We start from the raw sequence: 16,172 nt of genomic DNA on the forward strand, positions 1-16,172 counted from the left end.
CCGTGCCGCGAGCGACAATTTTGATTGCGTCAAATGAACTTCACTTCGAAGCAATTCGAATGAAGACGGCATAACGCGCCAGGTGAAAGACCTGGCAATTCCTTGATGGACTGCGAAGCCTCGTGAGAGGGGTCAAAGTTATAGGGTCAAGTGAATAAGAGCATGTGGTGGATGCCTTGGCGATTACAGGCGACGAAGGACGTGATAGCCTGCGATAAGCTTCGGGGAGCTGGCAAATAAGCTTTGATCCGGAGATTTCCGAATGGGGAAACCCACCCTTAGGGGTATCGCATGATGAATACATAGTCATGCGAGGCGAACCGGGTGAACTGAAACATCTCAGTAGCTCGAGGAAAAGACATCAACCGAGATTCCGAAAGTAGTGGCGAGCGAAATCGGAAGAGCCTGCTAGTGATAGCACGACTGTTAACGGAACGGCATGGAAAGGCCGGCCATAGCGGGTGATAGCCCCGTACGTGAAAACAGACGTGTGGTACTGAGCTAGCGACAAGTAGGGCGGGACACGAGAAATCCTGTCTGAAGATGGGGGGACCATCCTCCAAGGCTAAATACTCGTAATCGACCGATAGTGAACTAGTACCGTGAGGGAAAGGCGAAAAGAACCCCGGGAGGGGAGTGAAATAGATCCTGAAACCGCATGCTTACAAAAAGTCGGAGCCCGCAAGGGTGACGGCGTACCTTTTGTATAATGGGTCAGCGACTTACATTCAGTGGCAAGCTTAACCGAATAGGGAAGGCGCAGGGAAACCGAGTCCGAACAGGGCGTTCAGTCGCTGGGTGTAGACCCGAAACCAAGTGATCTATCCATGGCCAGGATGAAGGTGCCGTAACAGGTACTGGAGGTCCGAACCGACTAGTGTTGCAAAACTAGCGGATGAGCTGTGGATAGGGGTGAAAGGCTAAACAAACTTGGAAATAGCTGGTTCTCTCCGAAAACTATTTAGGTAGTGCCTCAAGTATTACCTTCGGGGGTAGAGCACTGTTTAGGCTAGGGGGTCATGGCGACTTACCAAACCTATGCAAACTCCGAATACCGAAGAGTACAGCTTGGGAGACAGAGCACCGGGTGCTAACGTCCGGACTCAAGAGGGAAACAACCCAGACCGCCAGCTAAGGTCCCTAAAATTGGCTAAGTGGGAAACGAAGTGGGAAGGCTAAAACAGTCAGGATGTTGGCTTAGAAGCAGCCATCATTTAAAGAAAGCGTAATAGCTCACTGATCGAGTCGTCCTGCGCGGAAGATGTAACGGGGCTAAGCCAGTTACCGAAGCTGCGGATTTGCACGCAAGTGCAAGTGGTAGGAGAGCGTTCTGTAAGCCTGTGAAGGTGTCTCGAGAGGGATGCTGGAGGTATCAGAAGTGCGAATGCTGACATGAGTAGCGTTAAAGCGGGTGAAAAGCCCGCTCGCCGTAAGCGCAAGGTTTTCTACGCAACGTTCATCGGCGTAGAGTGAGTCGGCCCCTAAGGCGAGGCAGAGATGCGTAGCTGATGGGAAACAGGTCAATATTCCTGTACCGATGTGTAGTGCGATGTGGGGACGGAGAAGGTTAACTCATCCGGGTGTTGGATGTCCCGGTTCAAGCCTGTAGTCGTGCCTGGTAGGTAAATCCGCCGGGCTTAGATGAGAGGTGACAACGAGGCGGCTTGCCGCCGAAGTGAGTGATACCCTGCTTCCAGGAAAAGCCACTAAGCTTCAGCTACACACGACCGTACCGCAAACCGACACTGGTGCGCGAGATGAGTATTCTAAGGCGCTTGAGAGAACTCGGGAGAAGGAACTCGGCAAATTGACACCGTAACTTCGGAAGAAGGTGTGCCTTTAGTAGGTGAAGTCCCTCGCGGATGGAGCCCAATGAGGTTGCAAAAAATCGGTGGCTGCGACTGTTTAATAAAAACACAGCACTCTGCAAACACGAAAGTGGACGTATAGGGTGTGACGCCTGCCCGGTGCTGGAAGATTAAGTGATGGGGTGCAAGCTCTTGATCGAAGTCCCAGTAAACGGCGGCCGTAACTATAACGGTCCTAAGGTAGCGAAATTCCTTGTCGGGTAAGTTCCGACCTGCACGAATGGCGTAACGATGGCCACACTGTCTCCTCCCGAGACTCAGCGAAGTTGAAATGTTTGTGATGATGCAATCTCCCCGCGGAAAGACGGAAAGACCCCATGAACCTTTACTGTAGCTTTGTATTGGACTTTGAACAGATCTGTGTAGGATAGGTGGGAGGCTTTGAAGTGCGGTCGCTAGATCGCATGGAGCCAACGTTGAAATACCACCCTGGTGTGTTTGAGGTTCTAACCTAGGCCCGTGATCCGGGTCGGGGACAGTGCATGGTAGGCAGTTTGACTGGGGCGGTCTCCTCCCAAAGCGTAACGGAGGAGTTCGAAGGTACGCTAGTTACGGTCGGACATCGTGACGATAGTGCAATGGCATAAGCGTGCTTAACTGCGAGACTGACAAGTCGAGCAGATGCGAAAGCAGGACATAGTGATCCGGTGGTTCTGTATGGAAGGGCCATCGCTCAACGGATAAAAGGTACTCTGGGGATAACAGGCTGATACCGCCCAAGAGTTCATATCGACGGCGGTGTTTGGCACCTCGATGTCGGCTCATCTCATCCTGGGGCTGTAGCCGGTCCCAAGGGTATGGCTGTTCGCCATTTAAAGAGGTACGTGAGCTGGGTTTAAAACGTCGTGAGACAGTTTGGTCCCTATCTTCCGTGGGCGCTGCAGATTTGAAGAAGCCTGCTCCTAGTACGAGAGGACCGGAGTGGACGCACCTCTGGTGTATCGGTTGTCACGCCAGTGGCATTGCCGAGTAGCTATGTGCGGAAGAGATAACCGCTGAAAGCATCTAAGCGGGAAACTCGTTCTAAGATGAGATCTGCCGGGGCCTCGAGCCCCCTGAAGAGTCGTTCAAGACCAGGACGTTGATAGGTCGGGTGTGGAAGCGCAGCAATGCGTTAAGCTAACCGATACTAATTGCTCGTGCGGCTTGACCCTATAACCTTGATCGTTCGATCACGGTTGTTATGCCAAGTGACGCAATCCAAATAAGCTGATTTGCTCTATGAATTGGTTGTCTTGACCCAGTCAAGATGACGACAAGTTATGCCTGATGACCATAGCGAGGTGGTCCCACTCCTTCCCATCCCGAACAGGACAGTGAAACGCCTCTGCGCCGATGATAGTGCGGATTCCCGTGTGAAAGTAGGACATCGTCAGGCTCTTACGCCGAGCAAAGCCCCGCCACAGTAACCCTGTGACGGGGCTTTCGCCATTGGGGAAGGCGGAAAACTCAATTCCGTCGAATTGCAATTCGACGCGGCGCCGGCTCCTGCCAGCGCCCCTCGATATTGAGTTGAATCGGGCGCCCGTCAACTCGGCGCAATCCAGTGCGAAGTCCATGCGGATACGATCGGGCACGCGCGCAGCCGCTCGCTCGAGATGGTCGTTCATGTCACGGGCTTGTCCCATGCGTTGAACGCCAGACGAGCCGGACGGCAAGCTCGCGCGCTTGGGTTGGACGGTGGAACGAGGGGAACGGATGGACCAGGTCGATGCGGTCGTGATCGGCGCGGGGGTGGTGGGCCTGGCGGTGGGCCGCGCGCTCGCGCAGGCGGGCCAGGAGACACTCGTGCTCGAGGCCGAAGGCGCCATCGGGCAGGGCGTCAGCTCGCGCAACAGCGAGGTGATCCATGCCGGCCTCTACTACGCACCCGGGTCGCTCAAGGCGCGCCTGTGCGTGCGGGGCAAGGAACTGCTGTACGCCCTGTGCGCGAGCCACGGCGTGGACCATCGCAGTTGCGGCAAGCTGACCGTGGCGAACAGCGACGCGGAGATCGCAGCCTTGCGCGGCTTGCAGGAGCGCGCCCACGCCAACGGCGTGCCCGTCGAATGGCTGGACGCGCACGCGGCACTGGCGCTCGAACCCGCGCTGCGCTGCATGGTTGCACTGCACTCGCCATCCACCGGCATCGTCGACAGCCACGGCCTGATGCTGGCGTTGCAGGGTGACCTGGAACGGGCGGGCGGGATGGTGGCGCTGGCGTCGCCGGTGGAAGGCGCCTTGCTCTCTGCGACCGCGGGCGAACCGCATGTGGTACAGCTGGCCGACGGCAGCGAACTCGCCACACGGATCCTGGTCAACGCGGCGTCGCTGCACGCATGCGCGCTCGCGCGCCGGTTCACCGGCCTCGACGGCCGCTTCGTGCCGCGCGAATGGTTCGCCAAGGGCAACTACTACGCGTTGCAGGGCCGGGCACCGTTCTCCCACCTGATCTATCCGGCCCCCGCCGATGCTCACCTGGGGACGCACCTGACGCTGGACCTGGGCGGGCAGGCCAAGTTCGGCCCGGACATCGAATGGCTGGACGTGACCACGCCCGAGCAGATCGATTACCGCGTCGATCCAGCGCGGGCCGACGGCTTCTACGCGGAGGTGCGCCGCTACTGGCCAGGCCTGCCGGACGATGCGCTGCAACCGAGCTACAGCGGCGTGCGTCCCAAGATCCACGGCCCGCACGAAAAGGCGCCTGATTTCCGCCTCGACGGGCCGGCGCTGCACGGCGTGCGCGGCTTGGTGAACCTGTTCGGCATCGAGTCGCCCGGCCTCACCAGCTCGCTGGCGATCGCCGAGGAAGTCTCGCAACTGCTCGCCGCCTAGCGTCGCAGTCGCCTTCGGCGCCCAGGCCGCCTAGCGGCGCAGCGCCTTCAGCGCCCGGGCCGCCTCGCCGACCAGCGCGGGGCCCTTATAGATCAGCCCCGTGTAGATCTGGACGACGTCGGCGCCCGCGCGGACCTTGCTGACGGCGTCTTCGGCGCTGAGGATGCCGCCGACGCCGATGATCGGGAAGGCGCTGCCCAGGCTCGCGCGCAGCTGCGTGATCACCCGGTTGCTCGCCGCGAGGACCGGGCTGCCGCTCAGGCCGCCGGTCTCCTCGGCGTGCGGCAGTCCCTTGACGGCCTCGCGCGCGACGGTGGTGTTGGTGGCGACGACGCCGTCCATGCCGTGGCGCCGCAAGGTGGCGGCGATCACGTCGACCTGCGCCTCGTCCAGGTCGGGTGCGATCTTGACGAACACCGGGACGCGGCGGCCATGCTCGAGCGCGAGCTGCTCGCGCCGGGCGGCGATCGCGCCCAGCAGCGCATCGAGCGCCTCGTCGCTTTGCAGCGCGCGCAGGTTCTTGGTGTTCGGGCTGGAGATGTTGACGGTCACGTAGTCGGCGTGCGGGTACACGCCCGCCAGGCACGCGAGGTAGTCGTCCGTCGCGCGCTCGATGGGCGTCGCGGCGTTCTTGCCGATGTTCAGGCCGAGCAGGCGACCCTGGCGGCGGAACGACGACCGCTGCACGTTGGTGATGAACGCATCCAGCCCGTCGTTGTTGAAGCCCAGGCGGTTGATCAGCGCGTTGGCCTGGGGCAGGCGGAACATGCGTGGCTTCGGGTTGCCCGGCTGGGCGCGGGGCGTGACCGTGCCCACCTCGACGAAGCCGAAGCCCATCGCGCCCAGGGCGTCGATGCAGCGCGCGTTCTTGTCCAGGCCGGCCGCCAGGCCGACGCGGTTCGGGAATTTCAGCCCGGCCAGCTCGATCGGATCGTCGACCAGGGCCGAGCACCAGGCCCAGGCGAGCGGCGTTCCCTGCAGCCGGGCCAGCGATTGCAGCGTCAGGTCATGCGCCGCCTCCGGATCGAGGCCGAACAGGAAGGGGCGGGCGAGGGCGTAGGGCAGCAGCGGCATGGATAATTCTTGGCATCAGCAACGGACCCGGGGATTGTCGCGTGACGCAGGATGAACTGAAGAGCCTGGTCGGCCAGGCCGCACTGAAGTACGTGGTGCCCGGCGAGATCGTGGGCGTGGGCACCGGGTCCACGGTCAACAAGTTCATCGACGCCCTGGCCTCGATGAAGGACCAGGTCCAGGGCGCCGTCTCCAGCTCGGTGGCCTCGACCGAGCGGCTGCGCGCGATCGGCATTGCGGTGTTCGATGCCAACGAGGTCGGCGAACTGGCCGTCTACATCGACGGGGCCGACGAGATCGACCCACACGGCCACATGATCAAGGGGGGCGGCGCGGCGCTCACGCGCGAGAAGATCGTCGCCGCGCAGTCGCGCCGATTCGTCTGCATCGCCGACGAATCGAAGCAGGTGAAGGTGCTCGGCGATTTCCCCGTCCCCGTGGAAGTGATCCCGATGGCGGTGGGTCGCATCGCCCGCCAGTTCGCGGCCATGGGCGGGCAGGCCCGGCTTCGCGTGAAGGATGGCGCGCCGCTGGTGACCGACAACGGCCAGCACATCCTGGACGTGGCCGGACTGCGCATCGCCGATCCGCTCGGTTTCGAATCTGAGGTGAACCAGTGGCCCGGCGTGGTGACGGTGGGCGTGTTCGCCCACCAGAAGGCCTCGGTGTGCCTGCTTGGCACCGCCCAGGGCGTGCGGACGCTGACCTTCTAGAACTGGATCCCGGCCGGGTTGCTGCCCGCGGGCGGCGGGGCGGCAGGCGCGCTCGGGGCCGCAGGCGCGGGGGCAGGGGCCTGCGCCGCGACGGGCTTGGGCGTTGCGGCCACCACCAGCGGCGTGGCTGCGGCCTGGCGATACCCCGGCGGCAATTGCGAAGCGCGCGGGTAGCCTGCGGCGTTCAGGAACTGCGTCCACTCGGATTCCGAGTAGCCCGTGAGCTGCTGGCCGCCGATGGTCAGGAACGGCAACGTGACGCCGCCGCTCAGGCGCTGCAGCGCCGACAGGTCGTCGGGCGTGCTCACGGTCTTCTCGGCGAACGGGATGCCGCGCGAAGCCAGGAACGCACGGCCCGAGCCGCAGGGGGCGCAATCGGGGCCCGTGTACAGGGTCACCGGGTAGCGGCCGGCCACCTGCCGCAGTTCGAAGGGAAGGGCGCTGGCACCGGGGCCGCCTTGCAGCGGCGCCGCGTGGGTGGGCTGGGCCTTGGCGGCCGGGTCCGCCGGCGGCTTGTCGGCGAAGGTGACCTTGCCGTCCGGCCCCACGATCCTGTAGACCTGCTGGGCGCCCGCGGCGCAGGCCAGCCCGGCGATGGCAACGGCGGCCGCGAGGCGGCGCGCCGGGAAGCGGCGATCGACAGTCATGCAAGTCCCCTCGTTTTCGAAACGCGTGAGCTCAGGCCATGCCCTGGTGCCGAAGCAAGGCTTCCAGCGACGGCTCGCGACCGCGGAATGCCTTGAACGACTCCATCGCCGGCCGGCTGCCGCCGGCCTCGAGGATGGCCTGCCGGTATTTTCGCCCGGTTTCCACGCTGGGTGAACCGTCCGGCCCCATGCTTTCCTCGAACGCCGCGTAGGCGTCGGCGGACAGCACTTCGGCCCACTTGTAGCTGTAGTACCCCGCCGCGTAGCCGCCGGCGAAGATGTGGCTGAAGGTGTGCGCGGTGCGGCTGAAGCTGGGGGCGGGCAGCACCGCGACCTCGGCGCGCACGTCCGCCAGCAGCGGCATGAAGTCGTCCTTCGGGTCGTGGTCGGTGTGCAGCAGCATGTCGAACAGCGCGAATTCCACCTGCCGCAGCGTGGCCAGGCCGCTCTGGAAGTTCTTCGCCGCCAGCATCTTGTCGAACAGCTCGCGCGGCAGCGGCTCGCCCGTGTCCACGTGCGAGGTCATGTGGCGCAGCACGTTCCACTCCCAGCAGAAGTTCTCCATGAACTGGCTGGGCAGCTCCACGGCATCCCACTCGACGCCGCTGATGCCCGAGACGTCGCGCTCGTTCACGCGCGTGAGCATGTGGTGCAGGCCGTGGCCGGACTCGTGGAAGAGGGTGATCACGTCGTCGTGCGTGAGCAGCGCGGGCTTGCCCTCCACGCCGTCGGCGAAGTTGCACACCAGGTGCGCCACCGGCGTCTGCAGTTGCCCGGTGTCGGGCCGCAGCCAGCGGGCGCGCACGTCGTCCATCCAGGCGCCGCCGCGCTTGCCGGTGCGCGCCGCGGGGTCCAGGTAGAACTGGCCGACCAGTTCCGTGGTCACGTGGCTCTGCGCGTCCTTGCGCTCGCGCTCGATGCGGTAGAACTCCACGCCGGGATTCCACACCGGGGCGTGGTCGCGCCGGATCGTGACCTCGAACAGCGTCTCGATGATCTTGAACAGGCCCGCCAGCACCTTGGGCGCGGTGAAGTACTGCTTGACCTCGGCCTCGCTGAACGCGTAGCGGTCTTCCTTGAGCTTCTCGGCGATGTAGCTCCAGTCCCAGGCCTGTGGGTCCTGGATGCCGAGCTTCTGCGCCGCGAAGCCGCGCATGTCCGCCACGTCCTTCTCGGCGAACGGGCGCGCCTTGGCGGCCAGCTCGCGCAGGAACCCGATCACCTGTTCCGGCGAGTCGGCCATCTTGGGCACGACCGACACCTCGCCGAAGTTGCGGTAGCCGAGCAGGACCGCTTCCTCGTGGCGCAGCGCCAGGATCTCCCGCATGATTTCGGTGTTGTCGAACTTGCGGAATTCCTCCGGCGCCTGGTCGCTCGCCCGCGTCACGTAGGCGCGGTGCAGGCGCTGGCGCAGGGCACGGTCGTTGGCGAACTGCATCACCGGCAGGTAGCTGGGCATCTTCAGCGTGAGCTTGTAGCCGTCCTTGCCCTCGGCCTGCGCCGCGGCGCGCGCCGCCTGCACCACGTCCTGCGGCACGCCATCCAGTTCCTCCAGCGACGCGTAGTAGGCAAAGGCGTCGGTGGCGTCCAGCGCGTTCTCGCTGAATTTCTGGCCCAGCTCGGCCTGGCGTTCCTGGATCGCCGCGAACCGCTCCTTGTCGGCCCCCTGCAGTTCGGCGCCGCCGAGCACGAAGTTGCGGATCGCGTTCTTGAGCGCCTGGCGCTGTTCGGCATCCAGCGTGGACGCATCGATGGCCTTGTACTTGGCGTACAGGCGCTCGTCGGCGCCCAGCCGGGTCCAGAACTCCGTCACCTTGGGCAGCGCCTCGTTGTAGGCGGCGCGCAGCTCGGGCGTGTCGGCCACGCCGTTCAGGTGGCTCACGGTGCCCCAGGCGCGGCTGAGGCGTTCGGTGGTGCAGTCCAGCGTCTGCGACAGCGCCTTCCAGTCGGCGGGAAAGCCGGGCGCGACGACGGTTTCGAGCGCCGCCTCGCTGTCGGCCAGCAACTGGTCCATCGCGGGGCCGACATGCTCCGGGCGGATCTGGTCGAACAGGGGCAGGTCGTGGGAATCGAGCAGGGGATTGGTGGCCATGGTCCGCATTTTGCGGCAGCCGCGCCCCCCTTCAATGGGCGCAGGGATTGCCAATCCCAATAGCGGCGATCAGCCGGCGGCGCGTTCGGCGGCTTCGAGCGTGTTCACCAGCAGCATCGCGCGGGTCATCGGCCCGACGCCGCCCGGCACGGGGGTGATCCAGCCGGCAACCTGGCGCACGCCGTCGAAGTCGACATCGCCGCAGAGCTTGCCCTGGTCGTTGCGGTTCATGCCGACGTCGATGACCACGGCGCCCGGCTTGACCATGTCGGCGGTCAGCACGTTGCGCTTGCCCACCGCGGCGACCACCACGTCGGCCTGCAGCGTGTGCGACTTCAGGTCGCGGGTGGCGCTGTGGCAGATGGTGACGGTGGCGTTCTTCTGCAGCAGCATCAGCGCCATCGGCTTGCCGACGATGTTGCTGCGGCCGATCACGACCGCATGCTTGCCGCGCAGGTCGTAGCCGATGCTCTCAAGCATCTTCAGGCAGCCGTACGGCGTGCAGGGCCAGAAGCCGGGCTGGCCGGTGACCAGCGCGCCGGCGCTGGCGACGTGGAAGCCGTCGACGTCCTTGGCCGGCGAGATGGTCTCGATGACCTTGCTGGCGTCCATGTGCCTGGGCAGCGGCAGCTGCACCAGGATGCCGTGCACCGACGCATCGGCGTTGAGCTCGCGGATGCGCGCGAGCAGGCGCGCCTCGGGCAGGTCGGCCGGGTAGGTTTCCAGCGTGGCCTTCAGGCCGGTCTGCGTGCTGTCGCCGACCTTGTGCCTGGTGTAGACCTGGCTCGCGGGATCGTCGCCCACCAGCAGGATGGCCAGCGAGGGCTGGACGCCGCGCGCCTTCAGGGCCTGGGTGCGGCCGGCCACCTCGGCGCGGATCGTCGCGGCGAGCGCGTTGCCGTCGATCAGCTGCGCCGTCATGCCTTGGCGGGGTGGTGCTGGCCCAGGGCGATCTTGAGCAGGTCGGCCACCGTGTTGGCGTTCAGCTTTTCCATGATGTTGGCGCGGTGCGCCTCCACGGTCTTGATGCTGATGCCCAGGTCGTCGGCGATCTGCTTGTTCAGGCGCCCGGCGACGATGCGCTCGAGGACCTGCGCCTCGCGGCTGGTCAGCTTGGAGAGCAGGGCGTCGCGGCTGGCGGCGCTCTGGTAGTCGGCGAATGCGCCCTTGGCGTGTTCGAGCATGCGCTCGACCAGGTCGACCAGTTCCTCTTCCTTGAAGGGCTTCTGGATGAAGTCCATCGCGCCCTTCTTCATCGTGTTCACGGCCATGGGCACGTCGCCGTGGCCGGTGATGAAGACGATGGGCAGCGGCGACTTGCGCTCGAGCAGGCGGTCCTGCAGCTCCAGCCCGGTCATGCCCGCCATGCGGATGTCGACGATCAGGCAGGCGACTTCGCGCGCGTCGTAGCGGGCCAGGAACGATTCGGCCGATTCGAAGCAGCGGACCCGGTAGTCCTTGCCTTCGAGCAGCCACTGCAGCGAATCGCGGACGGCTTCGTCGTCGTCCACCACGTAGACGGTGCCCTTTTTCGGGATCAGGCTCATGCTGGTACTCCGGCGTCCTTGTTTGCTGCGGAATTCATAGCGCCGGAGACAGGAATCCAGAAGGAGAACCGGCACCCGGCAACATCGCTGCCATCGCCGCCATTGTAGATGTTCTCCGCCTGCATCCTGCCCTGGTGCGATTCGACGATGGAGCGGCACAGGTTCAGGCCGATGCCCATGCCTTCGACCTTGGTGGAGAAGAACGCCTCGTACAGGCGCTCCATCACCTCGGGCGCGAGCCCCTTGCCGGAATCCAGCACCGAGAACTCCACGACGGGCTGGCCGTCGATGTGGCGCGGCACCGCGCGCAGTTCGACGCTGCGCTGGCCGGTCGGGCGGCGCGCCAGGTCGATCGATTCGGCGGCGTTCTTCAGCAGGTTCACCAGCACCTGCTCGATCAGGATCGGGTCGACCATCAGCTTGGGCAGGCGGGCGGCCACGTAGTGCGACAGCCGCACGTTGCGCCGGCGCAGCTCGATCTCCGCCAGTTCGACCGCCTCGCCCACCATGGTGGCCACGTCCGACAGCGACCGGTTCGGCTCGCTGCGGCGCACGAAGCTGCGAATGCGCTGGATGATCTGGCCGGCGCGCTGCGCCTGCCGCGCGGTCTTGTCCAGGGCGAGCAGCAGGTCGTCCTGTGCCATCTGGCCCGCCTTGATGCGCGAGACCATGCCGTTGCAGTAGTTGTTGATGGCGGTGAGCGGCTGGTTCAACTCGTGCGCCACGCTGGACGCCATCTCGCCCATGGTGATCAGGCGGCTGGCCGACTGCGCGCGCTCGGCCTGCGCTGCCGCCTGCTCCTCGGCGTGGCGGCGCGGCGTGATGTCGGTGGCGATCACCAGCTGCGCGAGGCGGCCGTCCACCCAGTTCAGGTAGCGCGAGCGCACTTCGAGCCACTTGCCCAGTTCGGGCACGAGGATCTCGGCGTTCTCGGACTGCGCCGTCGTGAGCTGCCCGGTCGGCAGGCCCACGAACGAGTCCACGTCGTCCAGCGACTGCTCGGTGGCGCGCGGCTGGTCGGGCACGCCGGCCTGCGCCACCATCTGCAGATGGCCGCCGGTGTTCTGCCCGAACCACTGCCGGTACAGCTTGTTGGCGAACAGCAGCTCCTCGCTGCCCAGCGGCGCGACCGACACCGATGCGTCCAGCGCTTCGAGCACGGTCGTGAACCGCTCGTAGGAGGCGGACAGCTGCTCGCGGATGCGATTGGGCTCGGTGATGTCGGTCATCGACGCCATCCAGCCGCTCTGGTGCCCCTTGGGGTCGACCAGCGGCGAGACATACAGGCGGGCGTCGAACAGGCTGCCTTCCTTGCGCTTGACGCGCACCTGGAAGCCGCCCGGGCTGGTGCGGCCATTGAGTTCGTCGTCCAGGCGCGCGGTGAGCTGCTCCAGGTCCTCCTCGGGCCAATAGGGAAAGGGCGCCGTGCGTCCCACCAGCTCGGATTCGCTCCAGCCCGTCATCTGGCAGAACGCGGGGTTGACGTAGGTGATGCGGCCCTGCAGGTCGAGCGCCCGCATGCCGGTCAGCATGGAGTTCTCCATCGCGCGGCGGAAGTTCGTCTCCGCCACCAGCGCCTGCTGCGCCTTGATGCGCCGGCGCGTGTGGCGCCAGTTGCCGATCAGCATCCACGCCGTCATGGCGCTGAGCGTGCCCACCAGCCAGAACAGGCCGCTGCCGACCACGCCGAGCGAGGTGCGGTACGCCTGGGCACGCAGCACCAGCCCGTTGCCGACCGGCGAGACGGGCACTTCGTACTCGTTGGACTGCGGGGTCGCCCAGGCAAGCAGGGGGGAGGCGCTGCCGCGCGGCGGCAGCGTCTGGCCGGCCAGCAGCCGGCCCTTGGCATCCAGCAGCGACACCGCATAGCGGGCCGACACCTCGGCCGGCACGCCATAGCGCAGCAGGCTGTCGATCGAATACTCGCCCAGGACCACGCCCGCGAAGCGCGCCTGTTCGGCCAGGGGGATGTGCAGTTGCAGCAGCGGCACCGTGTCGCCGCCGCCGCCCGGCTGCGAATACACCGGCTGCTGCACGTCGCGCACGAGCGAGAAGGTCGCCTCGGTCTCGCCCGAGCGCAGCACGTCGCCGGCCAGGCGCTGCTGCTGCGCCGGCAGGCTGGGCCCGGCGTAGCTGGCCTTGATGCGCCGCCGCTCGTCGATCCAGGCCAGCGCCTGCAGTTCCGGGTACTGGGTGATCAGGGCTTCGGCGCGACCGACGAATTCCTCCGGGTCGACGTCCTTGTTGGAGACGTCGCGCGCAATGCGCATCAGCTGTTCCTGGCGCTCCAGCAGGCGCAGGCGCAGGCGCTGCTGGGCGTACTCGACATCGCGGCGCACGGCTTCCTGCTCGCGGTCCATCTCCTCCAGCCGCAGATACCAGAACGCCGAGACGATGGCGGCGAGGAACAGCAGCACCGCGGCCAGCGGCGCGAGCATGGCGTAGCGGTCCTGCCGCCCGGGGGTCTGGCGGCGCCACCAGCGCCGCAACCACGGCACCGGCACGACGGGATCGTGGTTGAACGCGCTGTCTTGCATGGGAAACTCGAAGTGTAGGTGAGGGGTTGAGGCGATCCAAAATCACAATATGAAATGGCTGAGCACCATTTGAAAATGTGACGCTTCTGTGCGACACTGCCGCCGCCGCGCACGTCGCGTAGAAAATCCTCTCGACCCCAGGAGACAAGCCATGTCAGCTCAGCCCGACCACCTGTTCGGCGCGGCGGCCAATGACGCCGACGCCCAGGAGACCCGCGAATGGATCGACGCCCTGTCCGCGGTCATCGCGGCCGAGGGCCGGGACCGCGGGCACTTCCTGATCGAGCAACTGCTCGAGCAGGCGCGGCAGGAAGGCATCGACCTGCCCTTCTCGGCCACGACGGGCTACGTCAACACCATCGAGCCGCAGGACGAGGAGCGCTGTCCCGGCAACCTGGAGATGGAAGAGCGGCTGCGCGCCTACATGCGCTGGAACGCGATGGCGATGGTGGTCAAGGCCAACCGCCTGCATCCGGAAGACGGCGGCGACCTGGGGGGCCACATCAGTTCGTTCGCCTCGGTGGCCACCATGTTCGGCGCCGGCTTCAACCATTTCTGGCACGCCGAGAGCGAGGACCACGGCGGCGACTGCCTGTACATCCAGGGCCACAGCTCTCCGGGCGTCTACGCGCGGGCCTTCCTGGAAGGCCGCATCTCCGAGGAGCAGCTGCTGAACTTCCGCCAGGAGGTGGACGGCAAGGGGCTTTCCAGCTATCCGCACCCCAAGCTGATGCCCGAGTTCTGGCAGTTCCCGACCGTCTCGATGGGCCTGGGCCCGCTGATGGCGATCTACCAGGCGCGATTCCTCAAGTACCTGCACGCGCGCGGGATCGCCAACACCGAGAACCGCAAGGTGTGGGTGTTCTGCGGCGACGGCGAGATGGACGAGGTCGAGTCGCTCGGCGCGATCGGCGTGGCCGCGCGCGAGAAGCTGGACAACCTGATCTTCGTGGTGAACTGCAACCTGCAGCGCCTGGACGGCCCGGTGCGCGGCAACGGCAAGATCATCCAGGAGCTCGAGGGCGAGTTCCGCGGCGCCGGCTGGAACGTGATCAAGCTGATCTGGGGCAGCTACTGGGACCCGCTGCTGGCGCGCGACAAGGAAGGCATCCTGCGCCAGATCATGATGCAGACGCTGGACGGCGACTACCAGGCCATGAAGGCCAACGACGGCGCGTTCGTGCGCAAGCACTTCTTCGGCCAGCATCCGAAGGCGCTGGAGATGGTCGCCAAGATGAGCGACGAGGACATCTGGCGCCTCAATCGCGGCGGCCATGACCCGCAGAAGGTCTATGCCGCGTACCACAAGGCGGTCAACCACAAGGGCCAGCCGACGGTGCTCCTGATCAAGACGGTCAAGGGCTTCGGCATGGGCAAGGCCGGTGAGGGCCGCAACATCGCCCACCAGGCCAAGAAGCTCACGGACGACGACATCCGCGTGTTCCGCGATCGCTTCAACATCCCGATCCCGGACGAGAAGCTGGCCGACCTGCCGTTCTACAAGCCCGAGGAGCACACGCCCGAGATGCAGTACCTGCACGAGCGGCGCAAGGCCCTGGGCGGCTACCTGCCCAAGCGCCGGGTGAAGGCGGACGAGCAGCTGAAGGTGCCGGCGCTGGAGACGTTCAAGGCGGTGCTGGACCCGACGGCCGAGGGCCGCGAGATCAGCACCACGCAGGCGTACGTGCGCTTCCTCACCACGCTGCTGCGCGACAAGGAACTCGGCCCGCGCGCGGTGCCCATCCTGGTGGACGAGGCGCGCACGTTCGGCATGGAGGGCCTGTTCCGCCAGATCGGCATCTACAACCCGGACGGCCAAAAGTACACCCCGCAGGACCGCGACCAGGTCTCCTACTACAAGGAAGACCAGCACGGCCAGATCCTGCAGGAGGGCATCAACGAGGCGGGCGGCATGGCCAGCTGGATCGCCGCGGCGACGTCGTATTCGACGAACAACCGCATCATGGTGCCGTTCTACATCTACTACTCGATGTTCGGCCTGCAGCGCGTGGGCGACCTCGCGTGGGCGGCGGGCGACATGCAGGCCCGCGGCTTCCTGCTCGGCGGCACGTCCGGGCGCACCACGCTCAACGGCGAGGGCCTGCAGCACGAGGACGGCCACAGCCACGTGCTGGCGCACACCATCCCCAACTGCGTCAGCTACGACCCCACGTTCGCGCACGAGGTGGCGGTGATCATGCACCACGGCCTGCAGCGCATGGTCGAGAAGCAGGACAACGTCTTCTACTACATCACCCTGCTGAACGAGAACTACCCGATGCCTGGCCTGGTGCCCGGCACCGAGGAGCAGATCATCAAGGGCATGTACCTGTTCAAGCAGGGCTCCAAGGGCGCCAAGGCGGCCGTGAACCTGCTCGGCTCGGGCACCATCCTGCGCGAATCCCTCGCCGCGCAGCAGCTGCTGGAGAAGGACTGGGGCGTGTCCACCAACGTCTGGAGCTGCCCGAGCTTCAACGAGCTGGCGCGCGACGGCCAGGACTGCGACCGCTGGAACCTGCTGCACCCGACCGAGAAGGCGCGCGTGCCGTACGTGACGCAGCAGCTGGAGCCGCACCCGGGCCCGGTGGTCGCGTCGACCGACTACATCAAGGCCTACGCCGACCAGATCCGCGCGTTCGTCCCGAAGGGCCGCAGCTACCGCGTGCTGGGCACCGACGGCTTCGGCCGCAGCGACTTCCGCAGCAAGCTGCGCGAGCACTTCGAGGTCAACCGGCACTACATCGTGGTCGCCGCGCTCAAGGCGCTGGCCGACGAAGGTTCCGTGCCCGCGGCCAAGGTGGCCGAGGCGATCCGCAAGTACGGGATACAGGCCGACAAGATCAATCCGCTGCACGCCTGAGCGCCGGCCGTCGCCGC

At 65.5% G+C, this 16,172-nt stretch carries 9 protein-coding genes and 2 rRNA genes; 5 read left to right on the forward strand and 6 right to left on the reverse strand.

What is annotated here, in order from left to right; genetic code table 11:
• Window positions 1-144 precede the first annotated feature (144 nt).
• From AC3ANR_RS10495 to AC3ANR_RS10505, 3 genes are all read left to right on the forward strand, one after another.
• Window positions 145-3,022 (forward strand): 23S ribosomal RNA (locus AC3ANR_RS10495).
• Between the two features lie 111 nt (window positions 3,023-3,133).
• Window positions 3,134-3,246: ribosomal RNA gene (gene rrf, locus AC3ANR_RS10500) — 5S ribosomal RNA — on the forward strand.
• Between the two features lie 320 nt (window positions 3,247-3,566).
• Window positions 3,567-4,685, forward strand: coding sequence for an NAD(P)/FAD-dependent oxidoreductase (locus AC3ANR_RS10505; protein ID WP_488288054.1), 1,119 nt, complete (start codon window positions 3,567-3,569; stop codon window positions 4,683-4,685).
• A 30-nt stretch (window positions 4,686-4,715) separates the two neighbouring features.
• On the opposite strand, the gene AC3ANR_RS10510 is transcribed toward AC3ANR_RS10505, so the two are convergent.
• Window positions 4,716-5,759, reverse strand: a complete 1,044-nt coding sequence (locus tag AC3ANR_RS10510) for a quinone-dependent dihydroorotate dehydrogenase (RefSeq protein ID WP_488288055.1) — start codon at window positions 5,757-5,759, stop codon at window positions 4,716-4,718.
• Between the two features lie 41 nt (window positions 5,760-5,800).
• On the opposite strand from AC3ANR_RS10510, the gene rpiA reads away from it, so the two are divergent.
• Entirely contained in the window at window positions 5,801-6,472 is a 672-nt protein-coding gene (rpiA, locus tag AC3ANR_RS10515; protein WP_488288056.1) for a ribose-5-phosphate isomerase RpiA, read from the forward strand.
• Here the strand turns inward: rpiA and AC3ANR_RS10520 are convergent.
• The 5 genes from AC3ANR_RS10520 to AC3ANR_RS10540 form a co-directional block, all read right to left on the reverse strand.
• The gene (locus tag AC3ANR_RS10520; protein WP_488288057.1) at window positions 6,469-7,119 is read right to left on the reverse strand and encodes a glutaredoxin family protein; all 651 of its coding nucleotides are present in this window, start codon (window positions 7,117-7,119) and stop codon (window positions 6,469-6,471) included. The two genes, rpiA and AC3ANR_RS10520, sit on opposite strands and share 4 nt — an antisense overlap.
• A 31-nt stretch (window positions 7,120-7,150) precedes the next feature.
• Complete coding sequence (locus AC3ANR_RS10525; protein ID WP_488288058.1) at window positions 7,151-9,211, reverse strand: M3 family metallopeptidase; 2,061 nt, start codon at window positions 9,209-9,211, stop codon at window positions 7,151-7,153.
• Window positions 9,212-9,280: 69 nt separating this feature from the next.
• Window positions 9,281-10,132, reverse strand: coding sequence for a bifunctional methylenetetrahydrofolate dehydrogenase/methenyltetrahydrofolate cyclohydrolase (locus AC3ANR_RS10530; RefSeq protein ID WP_488288059.1), 852 nt, complete (start codon window positions 10,130-10,132; stop codon window positions 9,281-9,283).
• Window positions 10,129-10,758 carry a response regulator transcription factor gene (locus tag AC3ANR_RS10535; protein WP_488288060.1) on the reverse strand — a complete coding sequence of 210 codons (630 nt, stop codon included), beginning with the start codon at window positions 10,756-10,758 and terminating at the stop codon, window positions 10,129-10,131. The genes AC3ANR_RS10530 and AC3ANR_RS10535 overlap by 4 nt, the downstream gene beginning before the upstream one ends.
• Window positions 10,755-13,295, reverse strand: a complete 2,541-nt coding sequence (locus AC3ANR_RS10540) for a PAS domain-containing sensor histidine kinase (RefSeq protein ID WP_488288061.1) — start codon at window positions 13,293-13,295, stop codon at window positions 10,755-10,757. Before AC3ANR_RS10540 ends, AC3ANR_RS10535 begins: the two co-directional genes overlap by 4 nt.
• A 151-nt stretch (window positions 13,296-13,446) precedes the next feature.
• On the opposite strand from AC3ANR_RS10540, the gene aceE reads away from it, so the two are divergent.
• Entirely contained in the window at window positions 13,447-16,155 is a 2,709-nt protein-coding gene (aceE, locus tag AC3ANR_RS10545) for a pyruvate dehydrogenase (acetyl-transferring), homodimeric type (protein WP_488288062.1), read from the forward strand.
• Window positions 16,156-16,172: the final 17 nt, after the last annotated feature.

This window comes from Ramlibacter sp. JJN2-2R (genome assembly GCF_057747835.1).